The organism is Chloroflexota bacterium, assembly GCA_026713825.1.
In the GTDB taxonomy this organism is placed as follows: domain Bacteria; phylum Chloroflexota; class Dehalococcoidia; order Lucifugimonadales; family UBA1127; genus UBA1127.
The window spans coordinates 17,942-35,598 of sequence record JAPONS010000012.1 but is presented as its reverse complement, the minus strand read 5'-3'; the positions used below and the strand labels follow the sequence as shown (position 1 = coordinate 35,598).

The following is a 17,657-nucleotide window of genomic DNA, read 5'->3' as shown; positions in this document are numbered from 1 at the left end:
GTCAAACCACTTCCCATACCGGCAAAAGAATGCCCCGTACCCCGATACGGGGCCCGTATCCCGAGGCGGGGGCGCGATGGCCTCGAGCCTCCCATTTCGGCTCCAGCGCCCCCACGCCCCCCCACCCGCGCCCCAACCCGTCGTTCCTGCGAAGGCCGGAACCCCGACGCTAGCCACTCCCCCTGCCCCCTACCCCCACAACCGCTCGCTCGCCATCCGAGCCCCCTCCGACAGCGTCCGCAGCTTCGCCCACGCAATCTGCGGATGCACCCGAGCGCCCAGCCCGCAGTCCGTGCTCGCCACCACGTTCTCTCGCCCGATCACCTCGGCAAACCGCTCGATCCGGTCTGCCACCAGCTCAGGGTGCTCGATGTGGTTGGTAGAGTGCGTCACTACCCCCGGCATCAGGATCTTGCCGTCGGGCAGCTTGGTGTCCCGCCACACCTTCCACTCGTGCTCGTGCCGGGGATTCGCCGCCTCGATCGAGTACGCCTGCGCGTTCACCTTCAGGACCAGGTCCACCACGTTCTTCAGCTCCAGGTCGAACGCGTGCGGCCCGTGCCAGCTCCCGAAGCACAGGTGGAAGCGCACCTGCTCCTCCGGTATCCCCTCCAGCGCGTGGTTCAGCGCGTCGACGCTGCGCTCGAAGCGGGCCCGGAACGCCTCCAGCGTCATGTCCTGCGTCTCGAACTTCCCCACCGGCGCGTCTATCTGCAGGATGTACCCCGCGTCCGTGATCGCCCGGTACTCCTCCCGCATCGCCTCCGCCACCGCGTACACGTACTCCCACTCGCCGGCGTAGTGCTCGTAGTGGCTCTGCGGCAGCACGTTGTCCGGCCCGATCGACGGCATGAACACATCCACCACCGGCGTCGACCCGATGGCCGTGCGCAGCATGTCGACGTCCGACGCAATCATCGCCTGCCCCGTGTACGAGACCGGCCCCACATTGACGAGCCCCTGCACCGTCGCCGTTGCGCCCCCTGCGCGCGCCTGCCGGATCCGCGCCGCGTTGGCGTCATAGTCCTGGTAGAACTCCTCAAACGCCCGCCGGTCCCGCCCGACGATCCCCGCCTGCGTCCCTGACCCGACGGCCTCGCCCGGCCGCGGCTCCCGGTGCTCGTAGCCCCCCAGCCGCCCCCCGATGTAGCCCGTCCAGTTCGTCTTCCCGTACTCGCCGTCGTTGATGATGTCGATGCCCGCGTCAAGCTGCTGCCGCACCACCGCCGCAACCGCCGTCTTCATCGACTCCGCAAGCTGCGCCTCGTCATAGGCCCCGCCCGTAGTCTTTGCCAGCACCATCTGCCCCAGCTCCTGCGGCCTGGGCAGCGCCCCCACGTGCGTCGTCAATATCCGCTCATCACTCCGCTTCACGCTCTACTCCTCTAACAGATTCGTCATTCCTGCAAAGCATGCCCCGTACCCCGATACGGGGGCAGGAATCCAGAGGTGCGGGGCGTCCCCCGTAGCGGCGACCCTTGTGGTCGCCCTTCTCTCGCTCGCCCACCCCCGCATCGCCAAAGGCACACTCCCTCCCCCTCAGAGGGAAGGTTAGAGCTATCCCAGTACTCGATACGGGGATGGGGGAGTCCCCCAACCCTGCCACCAACCCCTCGCGCAAAACCCTCTCCCTCCGCTACCCTCCCCCCATGACACACCCACGCACCACCGCAGCCCACAACCCCGCAGCCACCGCACACACCCTGCAAGTGCACGAAAAAATGCGGAAAACGCTACTCGTAGAAGCCCGAAACCCACTGGTAACGGCTCGCAACCCCCGCAACGTGATCAATCGAGTCGTATCTGGAAACCCCACTTTCCAAGAGGACTCGTCCCGCAGAACTTCACTTGGCACGACTCGACTCGAATCGAATGCCGTCGAGGGGCGCCCCAGTTTGTCCTGGGCCTGTCGAAAGGCCCCCCTACGCCAGCCGCTCCACGTCGTCGTGCACCGGCTGCCAGTCCGGGTAGTGCGGCCCGTCCGGCTCCTGCCACTCCCGCAGGGAAATGATGTACCCCGACGGGTCCTTGATCATCGCCTGCAGCCCCCAGAACGTCCGCGCGCTCCACGGCTCCCGCTCCACGTGAACCCCCGCCGCCCGCAGCTCGGCGATGGCCTCCGCAATGTCGGCCACCTGCAGCCCGATGCGCGGCTCCGTGCGGCCGTCCTGGTCCGGCGTGTTCTCCGCCCCGTCTGTCACCTCCAGCAGCACGCCCCCCAGCTCGCAGTACGCCGAGAGGCGCCCGCCCATCGTGTACTTCCGCAGCAGCTTGAACCCCAGCCGTTCCGTGTAAAAGGCAATCGACTCCTCCGCGTTCCGTGACGGCAGGTAGATGTGGCTGAACGCCTTGGCTTCCATGGTGTCCCTCCTGTGTGCATTTGGTTGCGGCCATCGCCGCATAGGGATTCCTCAGTTGGCGCCTGTGCGCCGTCAACATACAGGAATACGGCGGGCAAGGCAAAGCGAGTCCTGGCCAAGGTCGCAGGGTCGATTCACAAGTCGCCCGTGCCGTCTCTGCCTCTGTATCCGGACAAAAAGAGTGTCCCGGCGGCTGGCACTTGCCGCCGGGACACAGTAAGGAGGGGCCGAGAGTTATTTCGCCGAGATCTCCCGGTGGGAGTCAGGGCGGGCTTGGGACGCTACCGTAGAGCGCCCACGATGATTCCCACGTTGGCTCGCACCATGCCGATGTAGGTGTCCGCGCCACTGCCTGGGGCCCCCAGGGAGCCTGAGTACAGCTGCAGGAATCGGGAGCCGGTCTCTTGTGCGATGGACTGCGCCATCCGCTCCGAGACGGTCGTTTCGCCGAATACCGCCGGCACGGGATGCTCTTCCAGTGTCTCCATCAGCCCGTGCAGATGTTGTGCGGAGGGCTCGATGTCCGGGGAAAGCCCCGGCAGTACCGTCCCGACAACCTCGAACCCGTACAGTTCGGCGAAGTAGCGCAGGGTGTCATGGGATGTGACGAGGACGCGGCGCTCCGTGGGGATCGCCTGCACGGTGCTCGCCGTCCAAGCGTGCAGCGCGTCCAGCTCCGCCGCGTAGGCCGCCGCGTTCGCGCGGTACGTTGCCGCTCCCTCCGGGTCGAGGGCTGAAAGCCGATCCGCAATGGTGTACACGGCTGCCTTCACCCGGGGAGGGTCAAACCAGAAGTGAGGGTCATACATGCCGTGTGCGTGTCCGTGGTCGTCGTGGTCATCTTCGCCGTGACCCTCTTCCTCATGGTCCTCGCCACCGCCGATGCCGGCGAAGGCCACGCTCCGCGGCTCGCCGCCCACGGTCCACTCCCGCTCCACTTCACCGTGGTCCAGGTTGAACTCGATCAGGCGGCCGTGGGCCCGGTCGGTCAGGAACAGGGTGTCGCCTACTGTGGTGAAGTTGGGCGAGGTGTCCCCGTCAAAGGGCTCCAGCAATTCGATGGTCTCCATTACCTCGCCCGACTCCGTGTCGACGGCGTTGAGCGTCCCGTCGTATGTCAGGAAGAAGGCCTTCTCGCCGTGCCCGTCGAACGCCGCCCGCAGGACCCGCTTCTCGTCCGTAGCCGGCAGGACTTGGCTCATGCTCCCGCCTTCGGCGTCGATGGTCCAGAGTCCGCCGTTGATCCTCGCGCCATCCTCGTCTCGGTAGCTCGCGGAGCCGAAGAACAGCTCGATGTCCTCATGCGACCAGACCGTGCCGATGCGGGCGGCCTCGTTCATGCTGGAGTCGTTGGGGACGAATACGTGCTCAAAGTCCCCATCGTGTCCCTCGATGAACAGCACGCCACCCACGCAGCCGAACATGACGCCGTGGTGATTCGCCGCCTCTCCGTGGAGTCCGGGACACGCCCTGTTGCTGGCGTCGTAGACCACCCTGTTGTCCAGAGTGCGCACCTCAGCTCCGATGGGCAGGCTGCTGGTTGCAGTCGCAGGGTAGTCGGGGTTGTTGGAGGACACCACCGCGTACTCTTCGCCCAGTGGCACGACCGCCCCGTGCTGTAGCCCCGCGTCGATCCACACCGGCTCGTATGAATCCCGCTCCTCCTCAAGCTCGTGCTCGTCGAAGAGCGCAGCACGACCCGATCCGTCGTGGTAGATGGCCGTTTGGCCCGCGTGGACGCTCACGTGCACCGGGCGCTGGTCCGTTGTCCCAAGGCTCAGCTCGGAAACGGGGTCTACGACGAGGTCGAAGTGGTCCCCGTGCTCCTCCAGGTAGACGCCGCTGTCGAAGATCTGTACTCGGTCGTCGTTGTCTTCGGGACCACGGGATAGTGCAAAGACGAACCGTCCGCTGGGGCTTGAGTACAGGGTCGCCGAGGCCGCCGCGACCTCAAGCGCGTGCAGGTCCAGCTCCCCGGTCTCCAGGTCCAGGATCGAGAGCCTCGGCTCGCTGCCGTCTGCGATGAGCAGGCGGCCCAACAGCCCCTCGCTCCCTTCCGCTTCCATGGCGTGTGCGCCGATCTCCTCAAAGAGGATGGGTGAAACATGATCGCCCAGCGCCACGACACGAGACACATCCGCGCTGGCATTTTCGACCAGATCGCGGAGCCACTCGTCCTCCAGACTAAGTCCGATGGTCAGCACCAGGTCGGCCGCGGCGATGTCCGCGACGTCTCGCGCCCCCGGCTGATAGGAATGTGGGTCTTGGGCGATGGGCAGCAGGCCCTTCACCTCGACCCGGTCACCGCCCACGTTGCGCGCCCAGTCTGCGGCGATGTTCGATGTGGCCACGACGTTCAGCTTTTGCGCCATGGTGGTCTCTTCCGTTGGCGAGGCCGCTGCGGAGGTTGCCGCCCCTCCGGCGTTCGTTGCGGGGGCGTCGTCGTCTCCGCTCTGGCAAGCCATCAGCGCTACCGCGAGCATCAACGCCGCGGTGGCCATGAGCGCCCTTCCCCATAATGATGTCCAAATGTTCCTGTTGGCTAACATGCTTGGCGTAACCCCTTTCTGTGTGTTGCTGGCAATTGAATGATTGACCAGCCTGCTTTGCTGCCGAGAGTCTGCTCTCTGTGCTGTATTAACTGAGATAAAGTATCAATATTGTTTAACCTCCAAATCCCCAAAATTGTATGTGAAATCGCGCCTGACCCATTGGCCGGCTTCCGACCGGCCGCTGCTCGCTTCGTGATTTCTCACCTGTGGCCGTCTTGCCGTAAAGTCGATTACTGGATCATCTCAAAACAGTCTGCCGCGCTCCCTAACAGGTCGAGTTCTGCACTTCGTGGCCTATGCCGAAATGACATCATATTAATGAGATAAAGTATCAAGAGAAACCAGACCTGTTAAAGATTGTTTTAGGTATGCGCGACTCTCGAAAGTAGTGCATGCGAGTCAACGCTGTCAAGGCGTTTGCGGCAAATGGGACAACAATGAGACTTGGCGCTCCGCCTGCGTTTGACGCCCCCCGCAACCGGTGCTAGCGTACCGCCAACTCAAGCGAAGGGGGCGCCATGGACGTCGTTGACACCCACTGCCACGCCGGCACAAGCTGGTTTGAGCCCATCGAGACCTTGCTCGCCTGCATGGACAACTACGATGTGCGGCTCGCCCTGCTGACCCAGCACCGCGGCATGTTCGACAACAGCTACCTGTTCGAGTGCATCGACCGCTTCCCCGGCCGCTTCAGCGCTATCGCTGGCGTCGACGCCGCATCTCCCGACGCCCTCGCAACCCTCGACGAGCTCGCCGCCAACCCGGGCGTTTGCGGTATCCGACTCCTCCCGCAGGACCGCTCCCCCGGCGACGATCCCGCCGCCATCTGGCGAAGGGCTGGCGAGGTCGGCCTCCCCATCAGCGTCTTCCTCGTCAACACCGCCCACTCGGCGGATCCCGGCTTCCAGGAGCTCATCCTCAGCGTCCCCGACACCACCATCATCCTCGAGCACCTCTGCGGCATGTACCATCCCCGCAGCCCCGAGTCTGTCGTCGCGCCCTATGACAACTACAAAAGGGCGTTGGAGCTCGCATCGAGACCCAACACCTACATCAAATTCGGCGGCATCGGCGAGTTCGGCCAGCGCCCCGGGCGCCTCACGCCGGAGCTGCGTTTTGAGAACGTCCCGCCCGCCATGGAGTGGGCCTACGAGGCCTTCGGCGCCCGGCGCATGATGTGGGGCAGCGACTTCCCGCCCGTAGCCGGCCGTGAGGGATACCGCAACTCCCTCGCTGGCACGCTGGACCACCCGGTCTTCAAGACCGATGAGGAGCGCGAGTGGGCCTTCGGAAAGACGGCGCTGGAGGCGTTCCGGGTGGGGGAGGGGTAGGGCAATGACTGTTATGGCATCAACGAATTGACAGCAATCGGGTCACGCGTCATCGTAAGTCCGTGAAGACTCTGAATGACGTCCGGGCACAACTAGCCGCCGGGGCATTTGAGTTTTCGGAGCATGCGTTCATCCGCGCAGTTGAACGGAACGTCAGCGAAGAGGAGATTAAGGAAACGGGAGCAGAGGCGGTCATCGTCGAGGAATACTTGGATGACAAGTACGGCCCGAGCATGTTGATACTTGGATTTACCTTGATGGGGCGTCCGCTTCATCTCCAGGTATCCTTGGCGGATACGCCACTCGTCAAGATCGTCACGCTCTATGAGCCAGATTCGGATGAATGGTGGGGGCACACCCAGAGGAGATGACCATGTTTCACTGCACCGTTTGCGGCTCAGGCGAATGCCGGGATGAGACGGTCGATTCCGTCTTCAAGGTGGACGGCGAGTACGCGCTTGTGAACGGTGTTCCCGCCGTGGTGTGCCGCCGGTGCGGTGAGCGCACGTTCAGCAGGGAAACGACGGAGAAAGTGCGCCTTCTTGTCCACAGCGATGCAGAGGCTCCCAGGTCGGTCCCCATGCGCGCCTATGACTTTGCGTAGCCCTTGGAGTCGCGCGGCGCCCCCTCCCCCGCCTCCTGCGGCCTCACCGCATCCGTCGACGGCGCTTCCTGCCGCGGAGTCCGCGCCAGCAGCATCGCGCCCACGCACATCAACCACGAGACTCCCATGAGCCACAGGCCGAGCGTGTATCCGCCGGTCCGGTCGAAGCTCTGCGCCATCAGCAGCGGCCCGGAAGCCATGACCGCTGTCTCAAAGGGCCGGCTGACGCCCACGATCGCGCCAAGGTGGCTCCGCCCAAAGTACGCCGGCCACACAAGCGAATTCGTGCCGATGAGTCCGCCGATGCCGAAGCCCGCCAGCGCTGCGTAGAGCAGCGCGACGTTGCCCTCCATGAAGATGAGCATCGGCATCGCCACCGCGGAGAACAGGCCGATGAAGATTATCACCGTGCGGATGTGGTAGCGCTCCGCCAGAAAACCCCAGAAGAAGCGCGCCAGCATGCTGAAGAGGCCGTAGATGCTGAAGCCCAGCGCCGCCGCCTGCGTCGAGTGCCCCTTCTCGATGAACATGGGTACCAGCGTGGAGGGCACTCCGTTGGGGGACAGGCTCGCAGACGCCAGCGCAAAGACCAGTATCCACATGACAGGCGTCCGCACAGCCTCCCGCAGGGTGTAGTTGCGGACGTGCTGCACCGCAGAGGCCCGGTTCGCCGGGATGGGCTCGATGCCCCCGTCCGGCTCCAGTCCGACGTCCTCCGGCTGCCGCCATATCAGAAACGAGGGAAGGATGGTGAAAACCCCGGTCAGCACGCCCAGGAACGCCCACGTTCCGCGCCAGCCCACCGCTTCGAGGACAAGGGCAAACAGCGGCGGCAACACGAACGCCGCCGCGCCTGACCCCATCGTCGCGAATGCCATGGCCCGGCCGCGCTTCCTGAAGAACCAGCGCGGCACCACAGCGGACAGGATGAGGAATCCCGCTCCGGCCACAGAGAAGCCACCCAACACACCGTAAAGGGCAAGGAACTGCCAGTGCGAATTGACGTAGGCCACCGCCACCAGAGAAACCGACGCCAGCACCCCGCTGACGACGGCGAGCGTCCTCGCGCCGTGCTTGAGGTCGGCGAACCTCCCCAGCACGAACATGCTTCCCGCCCCCACCAGCATGCGAATCGTCAGGCCAACGTAGATGGACGAGAGGCTCCAGCCCAGGTCGTCGCGCATGGGGACCGCGATGACGCTGGTCGCCCAGAAAGCCCCGGCCGTGATGAATCCCATCACGAAGGAGATGACCACAATCACCCAGCCATAGAAGAACGGCAGCCTGGCCGGCCACGACTGTGGTCGCTCGCTTGTATGCTGCTCCGCCATATGCGCTCTCCCCCGGTTGCACCGCTCTGACGCCAAGCCCGTCGTGCTGTTCGCCCTGAGAACTCCTTCCCCCTTGAGGGGGAAGGTTGGGATGGGGGTGTCCCTACCCAGCCTCCTGCGCCCTTGCCGCCTGCTGCGACGGGTCCACCTGCCGCATCGGCCGCGCCAGGACCATCGCGGCGGCGCACAGCAGCCACGAGACCCCCATGCACCACAGGCCGAAACTGTAGCTGCCCGTGCGGTCGAAGCTCTGCGCCATGAGCAGCGGCCCCGACGCGTTCACCACCGTCGCAAAAGGCCTGCTGACGCCCACGATCGCGCCCAGGTGCGTCCGCCCGAAGTACGCCGGCCACACCAGCATTTGCGTTCCTATGAACCCGCCAATGCCGAAGCCCGCCAGCGCGGAATACAGCAGCGCAGGGTACCCGGCCAGGAAGATCAACAGCGGCATGACAAGCCCCGTGAACACGCCAATGCCGATTGTAACCGTCCGGATGTGGTGGCGTTCCGCAAGAAAGCCCCAGAAGAATCGGGCCAGCATGCTGAACAGCCCGTAGATGCTGAATCCCCACGCCGCCACCTGCGTGGTGTGCCCCTTGTCGATGTACATGGGCACCAGCGAGGCCGGCACCCCGTTCGGCGAGAGGCTCGCTGCGGCCACCGCCAGTACCAGCACCCACATGACCGACGACCGCACCGCCTCCGACATGGTGTAGTTTCGCACGTGCTGCACCGCCGCGGCCCGGTTCGCCGGGATGGGCTCGATTTTCCCGTCCGGCACCAGCCCGATGTCCTCGGGCTGCCTCCAGACAAGGAAAGCGGGCAGCATGGTGAACACCGCCGTCATGGACCCCAACGCCACCCATGTGCCCCGCCAGCCTACGTATTCAAAGATGAACGCCATCACCGGCGGCAGAATGAAAGCGGCCGCGCCCGAACCCATCGTCGCGAACGCCACGGCTCGGCCCCGCCTGCGGAAGAACCAGCGCGGCACCACGGCCGACAGGATGAGGAAGCCCGTCCCCGCCTGCGTTATCCCGCCGAGGACGCCATAGAGCAGCAGGAATTCCCAGTGCGACTCCACCTGCGAGATAGAGATCAACGTCACCGCCGACAGCCCGCCGCTGACGATGGCCAGGGATCGCGCCCCGTGCTTGAGGTCGGCGAACCGCCCCAGCAGGAACATGCCGCCTGCGCCGACGAGGCCCCGCAGCGTAAGGCCGATGTAGATGGAAGAGAGGCTCCAGCCCAGGTCCTCGCGCATCGGCACCGCGATGACGCTTGTCGACCAGCCGACGCCCGCCGTCATGAAGCTCATCATGAAGGCGATGGCGACGATGATCCAGCCGTAGAAGAAGGGCAGCCTGCCCTGCCACGACTGCATTGCGCGACCCGCTTCCGTCCCTGTATTCTCCTCTGCCATCGGTCCTCTGTTGGAGGCTGGGTGCGCCGGTTATCCGTGCACACAATGAGCCCCACGACCCTCCGTGAGGTGAGCCGTGGGGCTCTCAACAGCCAATCAGTAGTTGCCTACTTCACGGTTATGTCGTTCCACACCTCGGAGTCCTTGGTGAAGTATACATCCCTCGGCAGCACGCAGCCGCCGGAGCGCACTTTGTACGACTCGGGGTGGTGCGGCTGGTGCGGCTCGATGCCGTCTTCCAGCGCCCGCGCCGCCCGAATCAGACTGCGGCGCATGCGGATGATCGCCATGTCCGTCGTCGCCAGGTGCTCCTTGGAACGGTCGGCGATGGTGCCCATGCAGTCGGTCATCGCCGAGTCCTGCGCCCGCACGAACTCGATGCCCGTGTACGACTCCGTCCGCTGCTTCTCCCGGTCGATGAGGTAGTCATTCCGGCGGTTGCCGATTGCGAGCCAGGAGCCGTCGTCCATGATGTACTTGTCGAAGAAGGTCTCAAATCGCTGGTCCTCGGTCAGTGGCGCGTACGGGTTCCAGCGGATGTGCACAAACCAGCAGTTCTCGTCGTCGATCGGCACCATGGCGCCGCCCTGAACGTGGCCGTGCGGCTCCCGTGGGATCATTGTGAAATACGGGAAGAGCCAGCGCGAGATCCGCCAGTAGTAGCTGTCCTCTTCCGCGCGCCGCCGCGCGCCGATGAGGATGCCGCCGTCCGTGTCCTCGACGAAGAACTTGGGAGCCCGGTCCGGGAACTGGTACTTGCCCGCCAGCGTCGTCGCCGTCGGGGCGTCCGCCAGCGAGGACAACCGGCTGTGCAGCAGCGAAGCGTGCACCGTGTCGATGTCCCCCTCGATGACCTGCACGTAGTTGGACTCGTAGCGCAGCTTTGACACGGAGACGTGGTCCAGCGGAAGGGTGTTGTACTCCAGCAAGGGCAGAGGCGGCTCAAGCTCCGGTGGCCCCATGTACGCCCAGATCAGCCCGCCCGCTTCCTTCACCGGGTAGGCCTTGATCTTCACCTTGTCCTTGAAGTTGCTCTCCGCCGGCTCCGACGGCATGTCGACGCAAGCGCCCGTCGTGTCGAACTTCCAGCCGTGGTAGACGCAGCGCAGCCCGGCCTCCTCGTTCCGTCCGAAGAACAGGCTCGCCCTGCGGTGCGGGCAGAAGTTGTCCAGCAGCCCCACGTCGCCGTTCGAGTCACGGTACGCGACAAGGTCCTCCCCCAGGATCCGCGACCGTAGCGGCGCGCCGTCCGCCTCCGGCAGCTCCTTTGAAAGCAGCACCGGGTGCCAGTAGCGCCGCATCAGGTTGCCCATTGGCGTGCCGGGCCCCACTCTGCAGAGGTATTCCGTCTCTTGCGTGGTCAGCATTCCTGAGCCTCCTCGTGAGTCTATCCGCTTTCCAACGACCCTGACGTGTATCCCAAACTTGCCCGCGAGTGTACTCCACTCCACGCGCGCACGCTAGGACAGAATCGCAATACTTGACATTCCTTTACGGAATCAACAGCAGCTTCCCCGTCGTCAGCCGCCCCTGCAACTGCCGGTGCGCCTCAGCCGCGTCCGACAGCGCAAAGCGCCCATGCACCCTGACGTCGAGCTTGCCCGACTGCACCCAGCCCAGCACCTCGCCCGCGCGCATTTCGAGTTCCTCACGGGTCGCTGTGTAGGAAAACAGCCCCGGCCGAGTGAGAAAGAGCGACTTGGGGTTCAGCGTGGACAGCGTCACCGTCGGCACCGGGCCGCTGGCCTGTCCGTACAGCGCCATCAGGCCCCGCTGCGCTAGGCACGCCAGGCCCTTCTCGAAGGTGTCTGCGCCCACCGCGTCGTACACCACCTGTACGCCCTTGCCCTCCGTGATGCTCTCCACCTCTTCCGCAAAGTCCTGCTGGGTGTACAGGATGACGTGGTCCGCGCCCGCGCCCTTTGCCAGCTCCGCCTTCTCGCCGGTGGAGACCGTGGTGATGACCGTTGCGCCGCGCATCTTCGCCATCTGGATGAGCAGCAGGCCGACGCCTCCCGCGCCCGAGTGCACCAGCGCCGTGTCGCCCTCCTTGAGCGGGTACGTGGAGTTCGAGAGGTAGTGCGCCGTCATCCCTTGCAGCATCCCCGCCGCGCCCATCTCGATGTCCATGTCGTCCGGCACCCTGATCAGCCGCCACGCCGGCACAACAACCCTCTCGGCATACGATCGCCCAGCGCCGGTGTAGGCGACGCGGTCGCCTACCGACACCTCCGTCACCCCCGGCCCCACGCGCACAACCACGCCCGCGCCCTCGCCGCCGGGGATGATCGGCAACGTCGGGTTGTTCGCGCCGGAGCGCACATAAACATCCATGTAGTTCACGCCGACGGCGTTCAGCTCGACAAGCGCCTCGCCCTCGCCCGGCTCCGGGTCCGGTACATCCACGTACTTCAGCACCTCCGGCCCACCCGCAACCGATACCTGTACCGCCTTCATGTCTCCTCCTTTGTGTTTGGCCTCAGGGTCCTCAAGAGCCGGATTTACTCATCAGCCTCCGTACCGCCGTCTCAAGAAGGTGTCGGCCAGCAACCATCCAACAAAGTACATTGCGGCTGCCAGACCGCCGTAGATTGCGCTAAGCATCGCGATGAATCCTACGGTATCCGAGTCCGTGCTGATGGGACCGCCGATTGCCGTCGCCACGACAAGGCTACCGAAGACGGTCACAGGGAAGAGCGCAGCATACCTCCTATTGGACGACAGCCAACCGGCACAAAAGGGCGGCACGCCAATTGTGAGCACAGCCACAAGGATAGGAATCCAAACTGCGTAGTTGTTGAGAACAGTGAAATCCAGCACGACCCCCATACCGGTGACGAGTGATGCACCAAACGCCCTAAGGAATTGGCCTCTGTGAAGCTCCATACTCGCTTCTGCCTCTGTCGCCCACAACCCCGCCGTGCGTTCTGGCTTTGCCGGAGGACAGGCAAGCGCGCTTCTACAGGCTCAGATTGAACGGCGCGCGCCCCTACCCCTCCACCACCGCAACAACCTCAATCTGCACCTTCATGCCCCCCGGCGGCGGGTTGTACTGGCTCGTGTGCCGCGCAGGCCGGTCGTCCTCGTCCGGGAACATCTCCAGCCACGGCCCGTTGATCGACGGCCGGTCGGCCAAGTCCTGTAGGTAGCACGTCAGCCGCACGACGTCGTCCGTCGTCGCGCCCGCGTGCTCCAGGAACGTCCGCAGGTTGCGGAAGCACTGCCGCGCCTGCTCGTTGACGTCCTCGCTCAGCTGGCCGTCGTCGGCGTTGATGCCCTGGATCCCAGAGCTGTACACGATGTTGCCCACCCGGGCGCCGAAGGGAATTGGCGCGTTGTGCGCCACGCCGGGAATGTGGATGGTCTGCCTTCTGCCCATTGCTGCCTCCAAGCGATGTCCGTACGCCATGCCACGTGAAGTGAGCACGGGTCGCAGCGGAACGGTAGCAGCATCGAGGCGCGCGTGGCAAGCTGAAACCCAATGCTCGCAAAGGAGCCCGGCGATGCGCCGGGCCCTTCCAGTGGCTCTTGCTGTTGCGCTGTCGGTCTAGTTGACCCTCAGCACCCAGAATCGGTGCTCCAGCTCCGGCTCGCCCTTGGGCAGCAGGTGCTCCGGCTCCGTCCCGTCCACGATGGTGATTTTGCCGGCAGCCACCAGCTCCTCGTGCTTCGCCTGGAAGCCGTTTTCAACGTACACGTCGGCGCGGACGGAGTAGACGATGTGGCCGCCCGGCTTGGTGACGCGCACCAGCTCGTCCAGGCCGCTCGCCGGGGCGTGTCCCAGCGAGAACGTCCCGATGCTGATTGTCGAGTCGAAGCTCGCCGTCTCGTAGCCCAGCGTCTCGCCCCGCACCATGCGATCGAAGCCTTGGTAGGCGCCGGTCTTCCTGGCCTCTTCCAGCATTCCGGTGGAGAGGTCCATGGCCACGATGGTGCCGTAGCCCTTCTCCTTCAACACCGCGCCCACCAGCCCCGTGCCCGCCCCGGCGTCGAGGACCCGTGCGCTCGTTGGCACAAAGCGTTCGAAGATATCCGCGCCCCGCTGCGGCCCAAAGTAGCCGAAGTCGTCGATGACGTCAGCGTCATACTCCGACGCCCATTCGTCGTAGCGTGCCTCAAGCTCATCGTTGTCCTTTGCCTCGTAGACCCACTGCACCTTGTTCTGCTGTGCCATGACCGGCCTCCCTTTCCTCGTTCGACTAGCTGATCCTGAGCACCCAGACCTGGTGCTCCACCTCTGGCTCCCCGATGGGCAGCACGTGTACAGGCTCTGTAGCTTCCACAATTGAAAGTTTGCCGGCGGCTTCAAGCTCTGCGTGCTTCTCCCTGAAGCCGTTCTCCTCGTACACGTCTGGCCGCAGCGAGTAGACAATATAGCCGCCGGGCTTGGTGACCCGTACCAACTCGTCGAGGCCGCCGGCGGGTACGTGTCCGACCGTGAACACGCCAACGCTGATTACCGCGTCGAAGCTGTCGGTCTCATAGCCCAGCGTTTCACCGAGCACCATCTGGTCGAAGCTTTCGTATGCCTCGGTCTTCTTTGCAATCTCCAGCATGCCTGTGGAGAGGTCCATGGCGACGATGGAGCCGTACCCCAGCTCCTTGAGCGCCTTGCCGACCAGGCCCGTGCCCGCCCCGGCGTCGAGGATGCGCGCTGTGGTCGGCACGTACCTCTGGAGGACTTCTGCGGCCAACTGCGGGGCAAACCACCCGAAATCGCGGCCCAGGTCCGAGTCGTACTCTGCCGCCCAGTAGTCGTATCGCTCCTGAAGCTCATTGATGTCCTTGGACGAGTAGATCCATTGCACCCTGTTTTGACTGGTCATTGCTTGGTCCTCCATGGGCTGTCTCGTTATGTCACCCTAACCGCACGGACTAGCTCGCCTGCGCGATATACAGCCCCCAGCCGAGCTCGTCGCGCTCTACTGCCTCCACCATTTTCCCGTACGCGAAGTTCAACGCCGTCAGCTTCTCCTCAAGCTCCCCCCGTGCGTGGTAACGGGCCTTGGCGCCCAGGTGCTGGTAGCTCTGCCTCAGGTACCCTGAAAGGTCCTCCGCCTCAACTATGGTGAAGCCGATCTCCTTCAGGTAGTCCTGGTAGCCCGTGAAGCTGAAGGGCGTGTCGAAAAGCAAGCGGTCATAGACGTACTGGCGCGACTGCTCGCTCACCACAGGCTTGGGCTTCAGCAGGTCGTCCAGCACCAGCAGGCCGCCGTCCTGCAACACCCGGCGGGACTCCTGCAGGGCCTTCTCCTTGTCTGGCACGTGGTAGATGGTGGCCTGGCTCCAGACGTGCGTGAACTCGCCGTCCGCGAAGGGAAGCTCCGTCGCGGAGCCGTGCTCGAAGCGCAGGAGGCGCCGCAGCTCTTCCGGCTGCTGCGCGGCCATCTCCCGTGCGTTGTTGACGCGGACGCCGCTCAGGTCGATGCCGGTGACGTGACAGCCGTACGTTGTGGCCAGCCACTGCGACGTGACACCATTGCCGCTGCCCAGGTCCAGCACGCGGGATCTCGCGTCAATGCGGCCCTTTGCCGCCATGACCTCGTCCAGCCGGGCAGAGGCCCGCATGAAGTCCCCGCCGGTGGTCTCGTCAAAGTAGCCCCAGTGCAGGCTGCCCTCTGAGTCCCAGAACGAGCGGTAGATGGCGTCTTCCTCGTCGTAGAACCGCTCGGTTTCGGCTTCGTTATACCGGCTGCTCATACTTCGTCCTGAGGTAGTCGGTGAAGCGGTTGTTCTCGTCGACCAGGATTTGCTTGGGCTCAATGGGCTGGTCCGTGACCTCGTACGCCAGGATGACGACGATGTCGCCGGGTTCGCAGAGCCGCGCTCCCGGTCCCTGCACGGCGATGGTGCCGGAGCCGTATTCGGCGGGCAGGACGTAGGTCTCCCATCGGTTGCCGTTGTTGACGTTGCAGATGACGACCTGCTCGTACTCCCACAGGTCGCACTTCTGCATCAGCGCCCGGTCGATCTCAACGCTGCCGACGTAGTCCAGCCCGGTGCTGGTGACGTAGCCGCGGTGGATCTTGGATTTCAAGACAATACGCATACTACACTCCCAAGGTTTCAAGTTGAGGGGAAAAGAGAATCAGACGAGTGGCAAGCGGTTCAGGGAACGCGATTGAGTAGACCCAGGTCGGCGAGCGCCAGCCCCGGTGCGATCCATTCGTTCTGGTAGAGTGCGATTTTTCTGGACATAGCTGCTAACCGTTATACAGGCGTAAGGGACGCTATGAAGCGGCCCTCAAAGTTTTGCCGGTGATAAGGCGATGCTATTGTCGGGTGCGGGGCCTGTCAAACCGTCTGTGCAACCGATTTCGTCATATTCCCAACAGTAGAAGCCAAAAACTGTGTGTAATATCGCCGATACTCTTGGTATTCTTTTTGCTTAGCGTCTAATTTTCCCCAACCTACGACGATTCACGCACATTCCAATATTCGCAAAACCGTTACTGTGCAGCCCAGTATTATCCCTGAGACGAATAAAATTTATCCGTCTTGTATCCAACGCTCACCGTAACAGTGCCGCCCGGCGTGAAGGGTCCGGCCTCGAATCACGCAGCCGCATCCGAGGGCCGGCTGCATGCCTCTTGACAAACCCGTCTTATTATGGAACATATGTTCCAATTACTAACACCGGAGGAACGCTATGCTCGTGAAGCACAGGCCCGACACTTTTGAGAAGCTGAGCATTTTGGGCGGCATGGCCAGCGACGATATCCTGTCGTCCCGCAACGACGTCCCGTCGCCCAACCCGATGCACGCCGGGCCGCGGACGCCTCGCCGTACCCCCGCGCGCAACCCTGTGCCAGGCGTCTACCGCGCCGCCATGCCCAACGGCAAGTTCATCAACCTCATGCGCGTTATGTTCACCGATTTCTGCAAGATGGACTGCTTCTACTGCCCCAACAGCCATTGGGTGCCCCGTAAGCGCTACGCCTTCACGGTGGACGAGCTGGCCAACGCCTTCATGGAACTGCGGCAGCGCCACGCCGTCGATGGCCTCTTCCTCAGCTCCGGCATCGCCGGCACGGCCTCCAAGACCACGCAGCGGCTGATCAACGTGGTGGAGGTCATCCGCAAGAAGCACGGCTTCACGGGCTACATCCACATGAAGGTGATGCCCGGAGCGGACCGGGAGCTGGTGGAGGCGGCGCACCGGCTGGGCACACGGCTCTCGGTGAACTTGGAGACCCCTACGGCGGAGATGATGCGCCGCCTCAGCACCATGAAAGACCTGGAGCGCGACATCCTGGACCCGATGCGGTGGGTCCACCAGATGAACCGCGAGTCCACTGGCGGGACCGTCGGCCAGGCGACGCAGCTGGTGGTCGGCGCCGCCAACGAGTCCGACCGAGACATCTTCCAGCGCATCGACCAGCTCTACGGCGAGCTGGACCTGAAGCGTGTCTACTACTCGGCCTTCCGGCCCGTGCGCTACACCCCGCTGGAGGAGCACCCCGGCGTCCCCATGGCCAGGGAGCACCGCCTCTACCAGATGGACTGGCTGAAGCGCATCTACAACTTCTCCAATCAGGAGATCTCCCAGGCATTCGACGGCGCCGGGTATCTGGACCTGCACCGCGACCCCAAGACCGCCATCGCCGTGGAGAACGCCGACTCCTTTCCCGTCGACGTCAACACCGCCACCCGCGAGCAGCTGCTCCGCGTCCCGGGCGTCGGTCCCACCTCGACGGACCGGATCCTGAAGACGCGCCGGGAGCACACCATCGACACGTGGCGGGACCTGCAGGCGATGGGCGTTGTGCGGAAGCGCGCATGGGCCTTCCTGGCCTTTCCCGGCCAGCGGCCCCCTACGGCACGGCAGATCCGGCTCGACCTCTTTGGCGAGCGGCAGCCGTCCAAAGCGGCCCCGCAAGCTGCCGCAGCCACCGGCTCCACGCCGTGCGGCGTCGGCTCGACGTGCGCCGGGTGTTCGCTCTACGGCGCGCCCGGTCACCCCGGCGCCCCGGAACCCAGCGCGCTGGCAGCAGCGGCTTAGCAGGGTGCAGGCGGGAGCCCTCGGCCGCCCCTGTCGTACAATGGAAGGCAGTAC

17 protein-coding genes are annotated in these 17,657 nt (G+C 64.3%); 4 read left to right on the top strand and 13 right to left on the bottom strand.

Features of this window, described 5'->3' with window-relative positions:
- Positions 1 to 189 precede the first annotated feature (189 nt).
- The 3 genes from OXC99_01640 to OXC99_01630 all read right to left on the bottom strand — a co-directional run bounded on the left by OXC99_01640 (position 190) and on the right by OXC99_01630 (position 4,861).
- Positions 190 to 1,374 (bottom strand): cobalamin-independent methionine synthase II family protein, encoded by a 1,185-nt coding sequence (locus tag OXC99_01640; GenBank protein MCY4623701.1) that lies wholly within the window; start codon positions 1,372 to 1,374, stop codon positions 190 to 192.
- A 548-nt stretch (positions 1,375 to 1,922) separates the two neighbouring features.
- The gene (locus OXC99_01635; GenBank protein MCY4623700.1) at positions 1,923 to 2,360 is read right to left on the bottom strand and encodes a VOC family protein; all 438 of its coding nucleotides are present in this window, start codon (positions 2,358 to 2,360) and stop codon (positions 1,923 to 1,925) included.
- 281 nt (positions 2,361 to 2,641) lie between these two features.
- Positions 2,642 to 4,861, bottom strand: coding sequence for a zinc ABC transporter substrate-binding protein (locus tag OXC99_01630; GenBank protein MCY4623699.1), 2,220 nt, complete (start codon positions 4,859 to 4,861; stop codon positions 2,642 to 2,644).
- A gap of 569 nt (positions 4,862 to 5,430) precedes the next feature.
- Between OXC99_01630 and OXC99_01625 the strand changes: the two genes are divergently transcribed.
- The 3 genes from OXC99_01625 (at position 5,431) to OXC99_01615 (ending at position 6,847) form a co-directional block, all read left to right on the top strand.
- A complete protein-coding gene (locus OXC99_01625) occupies positions 5,431 to 6,243 on the top strand; it encodes an amidohydrolase family protein (protein MCY4623698.1) in 813 nt (270 codons plus the stop codon).
- A gap of 62 nt (positions 6,244 to 6,305) precedes the next feature.
- Complete coding sequence (locus OXC99_01620) at positions 6,306 to 6,614, top strand: DUF4258 domain-containing protein (GenBank protein ID MCY4623697.1); 309 nt, start codon at positions 6,306 to 6,308, stop codon at positions 6,612 to 6,614.
- A gap of 2 nt (positions 6,615 to 6,616) precedes the next feature.
- On the top strand, positions 6,617 to 6,847 hold the full coding sequence (locus OXC99_01615; GenBank protein ID MCY4623696.1) for a YgiT-type zinc finger protein: 231 nt from the start codon (positions 6,617 to 6,619) through the stop codon (positions 6,845 to 6,847).
- On the opposite strand, the gene OXC99_01610 is transcribed toward OXC99_01615, so the two are convergent.
- From OXC99_01610 to OXC99_01565, 10 genes are all read right to left on the bottom strand, one after another.
- A complete protein-coding gene (locus OXC99_01610; protein ID MCY4623695.1) occupies positions 6,832 to 8,178 on the bottom strand; it encodes an MFS transporter in 1,347 nt (448 codons plus the stop codon). The genes OXC99_01615 and OXC99_01610 overlap by 16 nt on opposite strands.
- Positions 8,179 to 8,281: 103 nt before the next feature.
- Positions 8,282 to 9,601, bottom strand: a complete 1,320-nt coding sequence (locus OXC99_01605; GenBank protein ID MCY4623694.1) for an MFS transporter — start codon at positions 9,599 to 9,601, stop codon at positions 8,282 to 8,284.
- A 107-nt stretch (positions 9,602 to 9,708) separates the two neighbouring features.
- Positions 9,709 to 10,968, bottom strand: coding sequence for a Rieske 2Fe-2S domain-containing protein (locus tag OXC99_01600; protein ID MCY4623693.1), 1,260 nt, complete (start codon positions 10,966 to 10,968; stop codon positions 9,709 to 9,711).
- 124 nt (positions 10,969 to 11,092) lie between these two features.
- The gene (locus tag OXC99_01595) at positions 11,093 to 12,058 is read right to left on the bottom strand and encodes a quinone oxidoreductase (protein MCY4623692.1); all 966 of its coding nucleotides are present in this window, start codon (positions 12,056 to 12,058) and stop codon (positions 11,093 to 11,095) included.
- A 51-nt stretch (positions 12,059 to 12,109) separates the two neighbouring features.
- Entirely contained in the window at positions 12,110 to 12,289 is a 180-nt protein-coding gene (locus tag OXC99_01590; GenBank protein MCY4623691.1) for a hypothetical protein, read from the bottom strand.
- 301 nt (positions 12,290 to 12,590) lie between these two features.
- A complete protein-coding gene (locus tag OXC99_01585; protein MCY4623690.1) occupies positions 12,591 to 12,980 on the bottom strand; it encodes a RidA family protein in 390 nt (129 codons plus the stop codon).
- Positions 12,981 to 13,148: 168 nt separating this feature from the next.
- The gene (locus OXC99_01580) at positions 13,149 to 13,775 is read right to left on the bottom strand and encodes a methyltransferase domain-containing protein (protein ID MCY4623689.1); all 627 of its coding nucleotides are present in this window, start codon (positions 13,773 to 13,775) and stop codon (positions 13,149 to 13,151) included.
- Between the two features lie 25 nt (positions 13,776 to 13,800).
- Positions 13,801 to 14,427, bottom strand: a complete 627-nt coding sequence (locus OXC99_01575) for a class I SAM-dependent methyltransferase (protein MCY4623688.1) — start codon at positions 14,425 to 14,427, stop codon at positions 13,801 to 13,803.
- A gap of 49 nt (positions 14,428 to 14,476) precedes the next feature.
- Positions 14,477 to 15,301, bottom strand: coding sequence for a methyltransferase domain-containing protein (locus tag OXC99_01570; protein MCY4623687.1), 825 nt, complete (start codon positions 15,299 to 15,301; stop codon positions 14,477 to 14,479).
- Positions 15,285 to 15,638 (bottom strand): aspartate 1-decarboxylase, encoded by a 354-nt coding sequence (locus tag OXC99_01565; GenBank protein MCY4623686.1) that lies wholly within the window; start codon positions 15,636 to 15,638, stop codon positions 15,285 to 15,287. The genes OXC99_01570 and OXC99_01565 overlap by 17 nt, the downstream gene beginning before the upstream one ends.
- 612 nt (positions 15,639 to 16,250) lie before the next feature.
- Here OXC99_01565 and OXC99_01560 point away from each other — a divergent pair.
- Positions 16,251 to 17,603 (top strand): radical SAM protein, encoded by a 1,353-nt coding sequence (locus OXC99_01560; GenBank protein MCY4623685.1) that lies wholly within the window; start codon positions 16,251 to 16,253, stop codon positions 17,601 to 17,603.
- The last annotated feature ends 54 nt before the right edge of the window (positions 17,604 to 17,657 follow it).